This window comes from Shewanella sp. AS1, assembly GCF_021412565.1.
In the GTDB taxonomy this organism is placed as follows: domain Bacteria; phylum Pseudomonadota; class Gammaproteobacteria; order Enterobacterales; family Shewanellaceae; genus Shewanella.
In genome coordinates, this window is the sequence record NZ_JAKCLJ010000002.1 from 125,974 (window position 1) to 139,698 (window position 13,725).

11 protein-coding genes are annotated in these 13,725 nt (G+C 47.6%); 3 read left to right on the top strand and 8 right to left on the bottom strand.

Annotation, left to right across the window (positions count from 1 at the left end):
• Positions 1-9: 9 nt before the first annotated feature.
• Positions 10-1,059: an arabinan endo-1,5-alpha-L-arabinosidase gene (locus tag LZP69_RS04785; RefSeq protein WP_234199051.1), complete on the bottom strand. Its 1,050-nt coding sequence runs from the start codon at positions 1,057-1,059 to the stop codon at positions 10-12.
• Positions 1,060-1,262: 203 nt separating this feature from the next.
• Between LZP69_RS04785 and LZP69_RS04790 the strand changes: the two genes are divergently transcribed.
• From LZP69_RS04790 to LZP69_RS04800, 3 genes are all read left to right on the top strand, one after another.
• Positions 1,263-2,660 carry an MFS transporter gene (locus LZP69_RS04790; RefSeq protein WP_234199052.1) on the top strand — a complete coding sequence of 466 codons (1,398 nt, stop codon included), beginning with the start codon at positions 1,263-1,265 and terminating at the stop codon, positions 2,658-2,660.
• A gap of 120 nt (positions 2,661-2,780) precedes the next feature.
• Positions 2,781-5,156, top strand: a complete 2,376-nt coding sequence (locus LZP69_RS04795; protein WP_234199053.1) for a glycoside hydrolase family 127 protein — start codon at positions 2,781-2,783, stop codon at positions 5,154-5,156.
• A 259-nt stretch (positions 5,157-5,415) separates the two neighbouring features.
• The gene (locus tag LZP69_RS04800; protein ID WP_234199054.1) at positions 5,416-5,904 is read left to right on the top strand and encodes an Sbal_3080 family lipoprotein; all 489 of its coding nucleotides are present in this window, start codon (positions 5,416-5,418) and stop codon (positions 5,902-5,904) included.
• A 98-nt stretch (positions 5,905-6,002) separates the two neighbouring features.
• On the opposite strand, the gene LZP69_RS04805 is transcribed toward LZP69_RS04800, so the two are convergent.
• The 7 genes from LZP69_RS04805 to LZP69_RS04835 all read right to left on the bottom strand — a co-directional run bounded on the left by LZP69_RS04805 (position 6,003) and on the right by LZP69_RS04835 (position 13,693).
• Positions 6,003-7,169, bottom strand: a complete 1,167-nt coding sequence (locus LZP69_RS04805; RefSeq protein ID WP_234199055.1) for a glycoside hydrolase family 43 protein — start codon at positions 7,167-7,169, stop codon at positions 6,003-6,005.
• Complete coding sequence (gene yjfF / locus LZP69_RS04810) at positions 7,162-8,124, bottom strand: galactofuranose ABC transporter, permease protein YjfF (protein ID WP_234199056.1); 963 nt, start codon at positions 8,122-8,124, stop codon at positions 7,162-7,164. Before yjfF ends, LZP69_RS04805 begins: the two co-directional genes overlap by 8 nt.
• Complete coding sequence (locus LZP69_RS04815) at positions 8,124-9,221, bottom strand: ABC transporter permease (RefSeq protein ID WP_234199057.1); 1,098 nt, start codon at positions 9,219-9,221, stop codon at positions 8,124-8,126. The genes yjfF and LZP69_RS04815 overlap by 1 nt, the downstream gene beginning before the upstream one ends.
• Positions 9,218-10,723: a sugar ABC transporter ATP-binding protein gene (locus LZP69_RS04820; protein ID WP_234199058.1), complete on the bottom strand. Its 1,506-nt coding sequence runs from the start codon at positions 10,721-10,723 to the stop codon at positions 9,218-9,220. Before LZP69_RS04820 ends, LZP69_RS04815 begins: the two co-directional genes overlap by 4 nt.
• 37 nt (positions 10,724-10,760) lie before the next feature.
• Entirely contained in the window at positions 10,761-11,702 is a 942-nt protein-coding gene (locus LZP69_RS04825; protein ID WP_234199059.1) for an ABC transporter substrate-binding protein, read from the bottom strand.
• Between the two features lie 77 nt (positions 11,703-11,779).
• Entirely contained in the window at positions 11,780-12,826 is a 1,047-nt protein-coding gene (locus tag LZP69_RS04830) for an aldose epimerase family protein (RefSeq protein WP_234199060.1), read from the bottom strand.
• 96 nt (positions 12,827-12,922) lie between these two features.
• The gene (locus LZP69_RS04835) at positions 12,923-13,693 is read right to left on the bottom strand and encodes an SDR family NAD(P)-dependent oxidoreductase (protein WP_234199061.1); all 771 of its coding nucleotides are present in this window, start codon (positions 13,691-13,693) and stop codon (positions 12,923-12,925) included.
• Between the last annotated feature and the right edge of the window lie 32 nt (positions 13,694-13,725).

Here is a 13,725-nt window from a genome sequence, read left to right on the forward strand (position 1 = left end):
TTTTTATACCTACTTCTCAATTAACACGCTTTGGTATGTATCTAATGTTGTAGGATCCACAACCGGCCAGCCATCCTTGTCCCAAGTCATTGGGATCATTTTTAGCTTCTGCAGGCCGTTATCGGCAGATTCATAAGCATGAAATACCAGATAATCTGTTCCATCAAATTCATACATGCTGTTGTGACCCAGTCCTGGCCAGGCTTTGGTGCCGTTAAGCAACTCGCTGCCTCCCCCCTTGGCCATATCTTTACCTGTCTTATCCAGATAAGGACCTGTCACAGAGGTTGAACGGCCGATGGCCATCCGATATGTACTGTCATCACCACGACAACAGAGACCGTAAGAAACGGTTAAATAGTAGTAGTCCCCTTTCTTAAAGATGAAAGGGGCTTCGATTTGGGCCGGACCGGGTTCGGCGTCATCTTCAAATGCGGGTCTATCGAGTTTGGCAAGCGTATGCCACTCTTGCGGCTCGGCTATCGAGATCAGATCCTCATTCATCTTCACCAGTTTCATGCCGCCCCAGAAAGAGCCAAAGCTCATCCAAGGCGTGCCTTTCTCATCGATAATGATGTTAGGATCGATGGCATTCCAGTCGTCACGATAAGGCACAGACTGCAGGATAATGCCTTTATCCTGCCACTGATAATCGCTGGAATGGGGATCTAAGGTCTTATTGACCGCAACGCCAATGGCTGAGGTGTTTTTGCCAAAGGCTGAAACCGAGTAATAAAGGTAGAAGGTGCCATTGTGCTCAAACACATCTGGGGCCCACAGATGACCATTAAATCCCGGAGCGACATCTCTGGCCCAGGTGGGTTCGGTGGCAAATACGCGGCCAGAGCCTTGCCAATGGACCTTATCTTTCGACGAGTAAATGGTAATGCCAGGGCCTGTGCTGAACAGATAGTAACTGTCACCCTCTTTGGCCATCACAGGATCATGAATACTCACTTGAGTCGCTAGGGCATGCGTGCTAAAACCCATAAGCCCAACTAAGGTCAGTGACTTTATCTGACGACTTAGGTTACTCGTGATGGTAGTGATTGCTGGCATCGTTTCTCCCTGTGATCCGTGTAGGCTATTTTAGCATTAATGCTATTGTATGATGAATGATTATATCTTACTATCAATTTCACAATTAACAATCCCATCTAACAAATTTAACACTGAATTTGTCGATGTGGTTCACGTTAGTGGCAACACATAAGCTTGTGGGTGTTAACTTAGCGTATAAAACTAAAATGAAGGGAACCTGGATGAGTACGAATAAACTTTCAGTACTTGAAAAAGTGGGCTACGGCTCTGGCGATATGGCCGTCAATGTTGTGATCTCCTCTATGATGCTGATCATTACCTACTTTTATACCGATATTTTCGGTTTAAAACCGGCCGATCTGGGCATCTTGTTTTTAGTGGTCAGGCTTATCGATGCGGTGACCGACCCACTGATGGGGATCATTAACGATAAAGTGAACACACGTTGGGGTCGGTATCGCCCTTACTTCCTTCTGATGGCAGTGCCATTCGGGATCTCAGTATTCTTAACATTCAGTACACCTGACTGGGATTACAACAGCAAGCTTATCTGGGCTTACTCCACTTATATTCTGGTCACCATCATCTTTACCACTGTCACCATACCTTATATTTCAGTGATAGGCGTGATGACAGACGATCCCAAAGAGCGACTGTCAGCCAACGGTTACCGTCTATTCTTTGCTAAAGTGGCTGCATTTTTAGTCACCATTATTGTGCCTATCCTAGCAAAAGAGTGGGGAGGAGATAATTTGGCTTCAGGTTATCAGGCGGCGATGGGGCTAATGGGCTTGATGGCCACCCTGCTGTTCCTGTTCTGCTTCTTTACTGTACGTGAACGTGTTGCCTATAAGGTTGAAACCAAGCCAGTTTCTACCCAATTTAAACTGTTGCTGCAAAATGATCAGTGGCGTATCTTAGTCGCTATCTGTGTCATTGGTACCATAGGTTATGTCATTCGCGGTTCTGTGGCCGCCTATTATGCCACCTATTACCTGGGTGGCGATGCTAAGATGTTATCGGCTTTCTTATCGACGGGTGTGGGCGCGGCGATTCTGGCCATGGTGGCCTCCACTTGGATCACCAAGCGTTTTTGTAAACTCAAACTGTTTAGATACTCTCAGATCTTGGTCGGCGTATTAAGCGTTATTATGTTCTTCGCTGTCGAACCTGGCGATGTGATGCTGGCCTTTGTGCTCTACTTCCTGATCTCCTTTGTGGTCGATCTTCACGCCCCTGTCTTCTGGTCCATTATCTCTGAAGCCGTGGATTACGGCACGGTAAAAAATGGTCAGCGTGTATCTGGGCTCGCATTTGGCGGGATCTCATTTGCACAGAAAGCGGGTATGGGCCTAGCGGGATTCGTTGTCGGTATGCTACTGACCTACTTCGGCTATGAAGCCAATGCGGTGCAAACTGAATTTGCTCTCACAGGTATCGCATTGATGCTGACCATTATTCCTGGCTTCTTCCACACCTTGATGGGCAGCTTGATGTTTAAGTATCACATCAGCGACAGCCGCTATGAAGCGATCAAGGCCAAACTTGAAGAGATGCCATTACACCAAGTAATAGACACTGATGCTGCTGACAAAAAGGCGAATCCTGTTACTGCCTAATGTTTTACTGCCAGGTGTTTTACTGCCTAGTTTTTTACTAATAGTGGTCAAGGCTTTCACGCCCTCATTAACTCAACTATAAAGCTCCTTTCATTAGGAGCTTTTTTTAGGTGAAATAATATGAAAAAAATCCTCACCGCCGCCGTGCTCATGTTAAATAGCTCTGTTGCCCTGGCACTGCAGCCTAGCCCTGTGCCCTTGCAAGATGTGCGTATTACCCATGGGCCATTTTTACACGCCCAGCAAACCGACCTGCACTATTTGATGGTGATGGATCCTGAGCGCCTACTGGCCCCTTATCGTAAAGAGGCGGGGTTACCTAACACTGCCGAAAACTATCCTAACTGGGAAGATACTGGACTTGATGGCCATATCGGTGGCCATTATTTGAGTGCCCTTGCACTTATGTATGCTTCAACCGGTGATAAGCAGGTACTTGAGCGCCTTAATTACATGATTGAAGAGCTGAGTAAATGTCAGCAAGCCCATGGCAATGGTTACCTTGGCGGTGTACCTAATGGTGCAAAATTGTGGCAATCGTTAGCCCAAGGGGATATCCGCGCCGATCTCTTTACCCTAAACGATGCCTGGGTGCCTTGGTATAACGTGCACAAGGTGTTTGCCGGCTTAAAAGATGCCTACATCTACACAGGCAATCAACAGGCCAAGAAGATGATGGTACTGTTCAGTGACTGGATGCTTGAACTGAGCAAAAACTTAAGTGATCAGCAGTTACAGCTAATGCTGAGAACCGAGTATGGAGGACTCAATGAAACCTTAGCCGATGTCTATGACATCACAGGCAACCAGGCTTATCTGACCCTGGCTAAGCGCTATACCGATCTGTCTTTATTGAATCCTTTATTAGAACAGAAAGACGCCCTGACCGGCCTACATGCCAATACCCAGATCCCTAAAATCGTCGGTGTAGCACGTATTGCTCAGCTAGAAAACAATAAGGCCTGGCATGACAGTGCCGATTTTTTCTGGCAAACCATAGTCAATCACAGAACCGTGTCTATCGGCGGTAACAGTGTGCGCGAGCATTTTCATCCAAGCGATGATTTCTCCAGCATGCTCGAATCTGTTGAAGGGCCTGAAACCTGTAATACTTACAATATGTTAAAACTGTCCAGGCTCCTTTATGAGGGCAATGGCGATCTTAACTATATCGATTACTATGAGCGCGCCCTCTACAACCATATCTTGTCATCCCAAAACCCTGAGACAGGTGGCTTAGTCTACTTCACCGCCATGCGACCGAATCAATATCGCGTCTATTCAGATCCGCAGAAAAGTATGTGGTGCTGTGTCGGTTCAGGGATAGAAAACCATGCCAAATACGGTGAGATGATCTATGCCGAAGATGATGATCAGCTGTTTGTGAACCTCTTTATCGACTCTAAGCTAAATTGGCAAGCCAAACGGGTGAAGCTGAAACAAACCACTTTGTTCCCCGATGCCGATACCAGTGAGATTGAGATCCTCTCCATCCCCGCTAGCAGTGCTAAATTTGGTTTGAACCTGCGCTATCCTACCTGGGTCAATGCAGGAGAACTCAAAGTCACTGTTAATGGCAAAGCTTGGATTATCACAGCAAAGCCGGGCGAATATGTGCAGCTTGAGCGTCAATGGCAAGCGGGCGATAAAGTCACTATTACTCTGCCGATGAAGATCAGCCTGGAGCAGATGCCAGACAAATCGGCCTACTACTCTGTGCTTTATGGCCCAATCGTTTTGGCGGCGAAAACCAACCCGTTCCCTAACGAGCAACTTGATTTTATCGCCGATGCGAGCCGTATGGGTCACATAGCCAAAGGCCCAACTTGTGAACCAGAAAATGCCCCTGTCTTTATCAGCGATGGCACCCAGTTCCTCAAGGAGATTAAGAAAATGCCAAGCAGCACGCTTGCTTTCACCACGGGCGATGCCAAGCTAAATCTCGGAGAAAAGCTGGAGCTTATCCCCTTCTTCAGGCTGCACGACAGCCGCTATAGCGTCTACTTTGGGCAAAGCAGTGCCGATAACTGGCAAAGCCTACAAACCAGATTAGCCCAGCAGTCAAAACTAGCAGCCGCATTGGCCGCCAGCACCTTGGACTTAGTTCAGCCTGGTGAGCAGCAGCCTGAGTCAGATCACTTCTTTGAGGCATCAAAAAGTGAAGCAGGGCTCAATGGCACCCGTCACTGGCGCCATGCCCATGACTGGTTCAGCTATCAATTAAATGCCAAAGGCGAAACTCAGCCAGTCCTACGTCTGACTTTCTTTGGCTTAGATAATCACAGGGAGTTTGATATTTTAATTGACGAGCAGTATCTCGCGACGGTTAAGCTCAGTGGTGATAAAGGGCCCGATTACTTTACTCAGTCCTTCCCTATTCCAGCTAAGTTGCTCAAAGACGCTAGCCAGCCACTCAGAGTTAAATTTAAGGCTAAGCCTGGTTCTATCGCCGGTGGTTTATATGAAGTTCGCCTAATGAAACCTGAACGTAAATAAACGAATAAAAAACGATAAAACAAAAAAGCGAGCAGTTACCCTGCTCGCTTTTTCATTTTTACCGCAAATTTTAGCCTGAAACTTTCTTTCTGTGAGCGACTGAAAAAATCACATCTTCTCCCATGCATTCACTCTGTTCAAAGGCACTTTTATTTACACAATGTAGTGGTGGCGATTCACTTCACTTTACTTTACTAGATGATTTTAATAAAAAATAGTAACCTAGTTGTCAGTCTAATACTTATCGGAAACATGGATTATGTTCAGAAAAATCTCTCTAATATTAACAGCGCTGTTACTCACTGGTTGTGCGAACAATGCCATTGTTGAGCTTCAAAAGGCAGATTCGAATTCTCTTAAAAACAAAACCATAGAAATCATTGATGATGGCCGAACTAAAAACTCAATCAAATATGTCATTACCAGCAAACTTAACGATTATGGATTTCAATATCAAGTCGTTGATATTTCCGTGGCGAATGCTAAAGACACTGATAACCCTAAACTGACCTACTCAGCTAACTGGTGGTGGGATGTCGCAAGTTACATGCGATATTTGAATATCGAAATTAAAGATCAGGATAAAACCATCGCCCTCGTAAAAATAGATACTGTAAAGTGCGGTGGTTACGATAAATTTGGTTCTGCTCAAGAGCGCACCGAAATCTCTTTAGAATTGTTATTAAGTGATTTGAGCAAAGAAGAGGCTAATGAACTTATTTGTCTTGGCCGAAAACCAATTAAATAGGCATTAGCTTATTAACTAAAGGTCTCACACCTGTCTAAACCTAAAAGCGCCTACTCAAGTAGGCACTTTTTCAGATAGATTAAGCAAAACAGACTGGATTAGTAGAGCGAATAACCAACCATATCCAAGGTTTGCTGATCAGAAAGCTGGTTATGAAACTCAGGGAAACCTTTATCATCGAAGGTGATTGCCCGCACCCGGGTATGACGATTTCCGTCTGTTAAGGGCGTTCCTTGAAGCTCTAGATAATCCCGCGCATGGTAGAACATCAACAGGGTTTTACCGTCTTCTGCCACAACAAAACTGTTATGCCCAGGGCCATAGCGTTTGAACTCAGGTGCTGAGGTAAACACGGGCTCGGGTAGCTTATGCCAGCTGTCAGCATCGAGCAGATCCGCATCTTCATCGGCCCAAATAAGTCCCATACTGTATCTATGATCTGTGGCACTGGCCGAATAGCTAACGAAGACTTTACCCCCATGCTTAATCACGGCCGCACCTTCGTTCACCTTAAAGCCCAAGCGTTCCCACTCAAGCAGGGGTTCGCTGATGATGGTTTCTGGCAAAGCGGTAGCCGTTGGGGAAACCATTTTTGCGATAACTAAACCTGTGTTATAGGTCTTTGCCCTATCCTGCTGCGCCCAAATCGCATAGTGCCGATCGCCTATGCTGAAGCTGGTTTCATCGAGGGAGAACGCCGAACGCTCTGTCTGCATGCGCCCTAACTCTTTCCACTCGCCAGTCATAGGGTCGTCCCCTTCCAGCCCCAGCACATACATGCGGTTGTGAAAGCGTGTATTGATGTCACTGGCGGCATAATAGATATACCATTTGCCATCAATAAAATGCATTTCAGGCGCCCAGATATCGATACTCATAGGCCCTGTTGCATGCTTATGCCATACGGCTCTGGTCTTAGCCGTGGCTAAACCTGCCAGGGTTTTCGCGTAACGGATCTCAATCAGATCGAACTCAGGCACAGAGGCGGTAAAAAAATAGCCGCCATCAGGCGCTTTAATCACCCAGGGATCGGCGCGGCGCTCAATAAAATTGTACCCCTTTTGCACCTGGGTATTTGCATGAGAACCACTCTGCTCATGTGCCACTTGCTGAATGCTGCCTTGCTCAACGATCAGCGGAAGTGCCGTCACAGTCGCTGCAAACAAGGCTGAAACTGTAGCAGTTGCACCGAGCAGGGTTTGGGCCAATACAGAACTTATTTTGACAGAGCTTGTCTTGACAGAACTGGTCTTGAGTTTATGCATGGGACCCCTTACGCACATTGAGGAGCTTTTGCAGCACAATGAAGAAGAACAAGAGTAAGCCAATGACAATCTTGGTCCACCAACTGCTCAGTGTGCCTTCGAAAGTGATGTAGGTTTGAATGACTCCCATCAAAATTACACCGAGCACAGTACCCACGATATAACCGCTTCCACCGGTTAACAAAGTCCCACCGATAACAACCGCCGCAATCGCATCTAATTCTGTACCTATGGTTCCTAGCGCATAACCAGAGAAGGTATAGAAAGAGAAGACTATGCCCGCTAAGGTTGCTAATGCGCTACTTGTGGCATAAATCGAGATGGTCGTGCGAGCAACATTGACGCCCATCAACTTAGCCGACTGCTCATTGCCACCCAAGGCATAAATGTTGGTGCCAAAGCGAGTAAAGTGCATCACGATAAGCAGCACGACAAATGCCAGGAAGAAGATGATTGAGCTAACATCCAGCCAGCCATTACCAGGAAGCGAGAAACCAAAATCGGCCACCGCATCATAGAATGGATGTTCGATGGCAATCGACTCTTCACTTAAGGTTGTCGCCAAACCGCGGGCTAAGAACATGCCTGCCAAAGTCACAATAAAAGGCTGCAACTTGTAGTAATGTATGATGCTGCCCATGGCGGCGCCAAACAAGGTGCCTAGTGGCATCACTAAAGCAAATGCTGCTAACGGATGCCAGCCATAATCTGTGATTAGCAGACCCGTCACCACACCGCTTAATGCAATGACAGCCCCCACAGAGAGATCGATCCCACCAGAGATGATCACTAAGGTCATCCCTAGGGCTGTGATCAGCAAAAATGCATTGTCACGAAACAGATTAGACACCACACGTACGCTGGCAAATCCTTCAAATTGACTCGCGCCAAAAATAAACATGACCAGCACGAGAGACGCTGTGATCCATAGAGGTAAAAAACGACGAGAAAACATTATGCTGCCCCTTTCTTGCCAAAACTGAACAAACCTTTGAGCTGATTTCTGAAACGCTCAGATTGCAGCAATAAGACTAAGAGGATCACTACCGCTTTAATCAGCAGATTGAATTTGGCAGGTAAGCCACTGACAATGATGGTTGTCGCCAGCGTCTGAATGATCAGCGCCCCCACGATAGAAAGGATCAGTGAGAAACGTCCACCTGTGAGCGCAGCGCCGCCAATTACCACAGCCAAAATGGCATCTAGCTCAAGCCAGAGGCCGGCATTGTTAGCATCTGAGCCTTGGATGTCGGCGGCACTGATCATCCCTGCAAGTGCGGCGCAAAGGCCGGCAACTGCGTAGACAAACAGTTTGATCGACTTATCGTTGATCCCCATATAACGGCTGGCTTTCGCATTACAGCCAACGGCCTCGATAAACAAACCCAATGCCGTTTTACGCAGCAAAAGCTGGGTTGCCAGCAGCATGGCAATCACTATCCAGATTGGCATAGGCAAGCCTAACCACTGGCCTGTACCAATAGCCGCAAACGCCGGGCTTTGAAAAGTGACGATTTGTCCCTGGTTAATCAACTGCGCTACGCCACGACCCGCTACCATGAGTAGCAAGGTCGCGACTATGGGTTGAATACCCAGGTAAGCGACCAAACCGCCATTAAGGCAGCCAGCAAAGATCCCCACCAAAATGCCAATAATAACCACGGTAAACACGCTGAGATCTGGGCTTAACAGTAAATTAGCGCACACAGCCCCTGCAATGGCCATCACAGCGCCCACAGACAGATCGATACCGCCAGTGGCAATCACCAGACTCATGCCAATCGCCAGCAGTGCCACAGGCGCTGCGCGGTTTAAAATATCGATCAAAGAACCAAAAAGGCGATCATCTTGATAAGTTAAATGGAAAAAACTGCTGTCGATAAACAAGTTCACCACGAGCAATAGAACCAAGGCCAACACAGGCCAAAGGTACCTTAACCAGGCTTTATCGGCACCGGCTTGATAGCGCGCTTGTTGCTTATCGATTACTTGCCCGCTTGTTGCAGATACAACAGCAGATCCGTTAGTTAATACGTCGCTTGAACTGCTCATGCGCCCTCCGCTATCGCTTGCATCACATGCTGTGAAGTGAGCTCATTACCAGTGAGCTCTTTGACCGCGCTGCGATCTCGCATCACGACTACCTTATTGGAAAACGCTACCAGTTCATCCAGTTCAGAGGATGCAACCAGCAGCGACATGCCATCATCACAAAGACTTCTTATCAGCTTGATGATCTCGGCGTGGGCGCCGATATCGATGCCACGAGTGGGCTCATCGAGAATTAGCAGGATAGGTTCGATGGCTAACCAACGCGCTAGGATCACCTTCTGCTGATTACCGCCACTTAACTGCTCAATGGGCTTATCCGCATCCGGTGTAGCAATTTGCAGTTTATCGATAAAAAACTGTGCCAATTCATCCTGTTTTGCACGGGACAAGCCGCGCCACCATCCGAGTCTGGCCTGAAGCGCAAGAATAATGTTTTCCCGAATAGAAAGCGGACCAATAATGCCATCGACCTTACGATCCTCTGGGCAAAGGGCGATCCCCTCTTGAATCGCATCGGCAGGATTCGTCAGTTTTAAGGGCTTGCCCTTAAGCTGAATTTGACCACTGTTAAGTTGATCCAGTCCAAATACCGCATTACACACTTCGCTACGACCCGAGCCTAACAGACCCGCAAGTCCAACGGCTTTACCTTCTGCCAGTGTCAAACTAAGAGACTGAATAGAGTCTTTGACCGATACCCCTTGCAGGCTAAGTAACACAGCCTGAGCGCTGTCCTCATCTGCAGTACGCTCAACGCCGTCCATCTGTAGATGATCCTCAAGCGCACGACCCAGCATGGCTTCAACCAACTTGGCCTGTGGCAACTGCTTGGTCTCATACTCACCGACAAACTGGCCATTACGCAGCACAGTGATGCGATCGCTCACTGCATAGACTTGATCGAGAAAGTGGGTAATAAAGACGATGGCAACACCGCGCGCCTTTAACTGCTCGAGAATGGAAAATAGGGTTTTCACCTCATCGGCATCTAGACTCGCTGTAGGCTCATCAAGCACCAAGACTTTGGCCGACATGGCGACACCACGGGCGATGGCAACCAACTGCTGCACGGCAACCGAGTATTGCGCTAGGGGCGCATTCACATCGATATCGAGTTTAAATTGCGCCAGTACGGCTTTGGCCTGTTTGGCCATCTCACTATGGTTAATCAAACCCAACTTTCTGGGCTCGTGACCCAGAAACAGGTTTTGCGCAACAGTCAGGTTAGGTAGCAAGTTCACTTCCTGATAGACACTGACTATGCCCACTCGCTGCGCCTCGATGGGCGAGCAGAACTCATACTCCTTGCCATCGAAAAGAATACTGCCACTGTTCTTCGTCTCGGCGCCGGTCATTATCTTGACCAGAGTCGATTTACCGGCACCATTTTCACCCAAGAGAGCATGCACTTCACCAGGGTAAAGGTTCAAGCTTACATCCTGTAATGCTTTCACCCCTGGATACTGTTTGCATATCGCATTTAATGCTAAGACACTATTCATTAGCTTGTCCCCAAAACAGCTTTAATGCTGATAATGCTTATTTGCTTGACCGCTTTTGATATTCGTCAGCGGCGGTTTCCTGGGTATAGACATCCCCTGTTGTGCTGATAAGTTTGGGGATATTTTTGTCGCCACCAAGATACTTATCGATCACATCAAATGCAGGTGCGCCCAGGTATGGACTCAGTTCAACGGTCGCATTTGCATCACCTTCAGCCATGGCTTTAAAGTAATCGGGTACACCGTCAACCGAGACGATTAAGATATCTTTACCGGGTTTGATACCAGCTTCTTTTACCGCTTGAATCGCACCTAGGGCCATCTCATCATTGTGTGCCCAGATGGCGCAGAAAGGTTCGTTGGCAGATTGTGCCTTGAGGAAGCTCTCCATCACCTCTTTACCCTTAGCACGGGTAAACTCACCGGTTTGGCTACGGACAATCTTGGCGTTGGGATATTTAGCTATCACTTCATTAAAGCCTGCAGCGCGGTCAATCGACGCGGTGGCGCCCACAGTGCCTTGGATCTCTGCAATACGGCAATTGCCTTGGGTTTCATTCATCAGCCAGTTGGCGATTTTCACCCCTTCCTCTTTAAAGTCTGAAGCGATACGAGTGACATAGAGATCGTCATTCACCTTCACATTGCGATCCACAATCACCACAGGAATCCGGGCACGTTTTGCTTCTCTTAATACCGGTGCCCAACCGGTTTCAACCACAGGGGCTATGATGATGGCATCGACGCCCTGGGCGATAAAACTGCGTACCGCTTTGATCTGGTTTTCCTGCTTTTGCTGTGCATCAGAAAACTTAAGATCGATATTACGGGCTTTGGCTTCATCTTTAACCGCTTCACTAAAACTGGTACGCCAGCCACTTTCAGATCCCACTTGCGAAAAGCCCACTGTGGTCGCACATGCAAGACTGCTACCCATAGCCCATAAGGCGATCGCTGGAATAAACTTTTTAATTTTCATAATTATTTCCTTTATCTTCAGGTACAAAAGTCCCCGGCTTTTTACAAAAAAGCCTATTGTTTTTATTAATTTCTCAGTTAGAGATGCTTGAATCTATGCACTGTGGTTTGGGTGTAAGGTGTACCCTTTGTCACTAGCATGCTTGGGAAATGCCCGTGATTAACCCCATTAGGAAAACCATGGGTTTCAAGGCACAGACCCTGATGTTTGTTGATCAGCTCGCCATTTTCGCGCTTACGCGAACCATCGAGGAAATTACCGCTGTAGAACTGCACTCCCACTTCAGTGGATAGGATCTCCATCTCGCGCCCCGAGGCTGGGTCCGTCAGTCTGGCGATAAAGTTAAGCTGTCCGCTCTGATGATTGCTCGCCACATAGTAATGATCGTAACCGTTCTCAAGCTCAGAGATATCGGCACCAACCAGCTTGGGCGAACGGAAGTCATGGGCGCTGCCTTCAACGGCGATCAGCTCGCCATTGGGGATCTGCTCTTCATCGAGCGCCAAGATACGATCGGCATCGAGCTGGAGTTGATGGTAAAGAATGCCGCTGAGCGCGTCCGAACTTAAATTCCAGTAGGTGTGATTCGTCAGACAGATAGGGGTGGTTTGGTCACAAAGTGCGTGGTAGTTGATGATAAGTTCATTATCTTCAGTCAGTTGATACTCAACCTTGGCGGTAAGATCACCAGGAAAACCCTGATCGCCATCCTGACTCTCGATATGGAAGATAACGCTGACACTCTTGTCATTTGTTTGTGTTTCGCTGTGCCAGATGCGGTGGCTAAATCCACCCGGGCCGCCATGCAGCTGGTTGTTGCCTTCGTTTTTGACCAGAGGATAGTGTTTATCACCAATGGCAAACTGAGCTTTGCCGATGCGATTTGCCACTCGGCCCACTGTAACACCAAAGTAATAAGGGTTAGTGGCCCAGTCGGCTTGCTCCTGATAGCCAAGAGTAAGCGGTATTTTAACGCCCTCTTTCTCATACTCAACGGCCCAGACACTGGCACCAAAGCTAGATAAGGTTACTGACAGGCCCTTGCTGTTCGTTAAGGTAATCACCTCAAACTCGCCAGGGAATGCGGGGTCATGCTTAATGTTTTTCGAAATCGAAGCTTGCATCGTTAACTACACACCTTTAAACAAATAGTGGATCCTCGCCACATGCCAAATAGTCAGGCAGGGCTCGAACCATGTTTGTAAATGGTGCTGCAGTGGTTAAATCCAGCCACCATCCACAATAAAGTTTTGTGACGTACAGAGTTTGCTGTCGTCTGATGCAAGGAACAGCGCCATAGCGGCGATATCTTCTGGCATCACATAATCTTTAATACATTGATTATCTTCAATATACTTTGCTGTATTTTGATCAACCCAATGGGTTAGCTGTCTTTTGGTCATCACCCAACCCGGCGTCAAGGTATTGATGCGGATCTTATCCTTACCAAGATCCGCCGCTAACCCTCGGGTTAAGCCCATCACACCGGCTTTGGCCGCAGTATAACCAGCCATTCCGCCCTGATTGTTGTGCCAGCTCATTGAGCCCAGATTGATAATGGAACCACCACCAATCTTCTGCATCTGAAGCCTCACCGCTTGGGAGGCGAAAAAATAGTGCTTAAGATTGGTGTCCAAACAATGATCCCAAAAGTCAGGGGTCACATCTTCAATCTTATGGCGCTGATCACAGGCAGCATTGTTAATCAGTACGCTAATGGCCCCGAGCTCATTTCCGGCCTGCTCTATGACCGCTTGCAACGCTTTGATATTGAGCAGATCGCAATGATAGTATTTCACCTGCGCCTGGGGATATTGCTCGGACAGTTGCTCAACCAGCAACTGTGACTCCTGCTCGAGAATATCGACAAAGGCAACTTTAGCCCCTTGCTGCAAGAAAGCCTCTACGAAACAAGCCCCTATGCTGGTGCCGCCGCCAGTGATAAACACCGTTTTACCCAATAAACTTGGATACTTATTACCAAGCTTCATAACGTAACCTTAGTTTTGTTCTTTAGTTGGTT

Bases quoted from the DNA above. Each gene is read 5' to 3' on its own strand.
- LZP69_RS04830 (WP_234199060.1), bottom strand. From the start codon at position 12,826: ATGCAAGCTTCGATTTCGAAAAACATTAAGCATGACCCCGCATTCCCT.
- LZP69_RS04825 (WP_234199059.1), bottom strand. From the start codon at position 11,702: ATGAAAATTAAAAAGTTTATTCCAGCGATCGCCTTATGGGCTATGGGT.
- LZP69_RS04820 (WP_234199058.1), bottom strand. From the start codon at position 10,723: ATGAATAGTGTCTTAGCATTAAATGCGATATGCAAACAGTATCCAGGG.
- LZP69_RS04785 (WP_234199051.1), bottom strand. From the start codon at position 1,059: ATGCCAGCAATCACTACCATCACGAGTAACCTAAGTCGTCAGATAAAG.
- LZP69_RS04800 (WP_234199054.1), top strand. From the start codon at position 5,416: ATGTTCAGAAAAATCTCTCTAATATTAACAGCGCTGTTACTCACTGGT.
- LZP69_RS04795 (WP_234199053.1), top strand. From the start codon at position 2,781: ATGAAAAAAATCCTCACCGCCGCCGTGCTCATGTTAAATAGCTCTGTT.
- LZP69_RS04790 (WP_234199052.1), top strand. From the start codon at position 1,263: ATGAGTACGAATAAACTTTCAGTACTTGAAAAAGTGGGCTACGGCTCT.
- yjfF (WP_234199056.1), bottom strand. From the start codon at position 8,124: ATGTTTTCTCGTCGTTTTTTACCTCTATGGATCACAGCGTCTCTCGTG.
- LZP69_RS04805 (WP_234199055.1), bottom strand. From the start codon at position 7,169: ATGCATAAACTCAAGACCAGTTCTGTCAAGACAAGCTCTGTCAAAATA.
- LZP69_RS04815 (WP_234199057.1), bottom strand. From the start codon at position 9,221: ATGAGCAGTTCAAGCGACGTATTAACTAACGGATCTGCTGTTGTATCT.
- LZP69_RS04835 (WP_234199061.1), bottom strand. From the start codon at position 13,693: ATGAAGCTTGGTAATAAGTATCCAAGTTTATTGGGTAAAACGGTGTTT.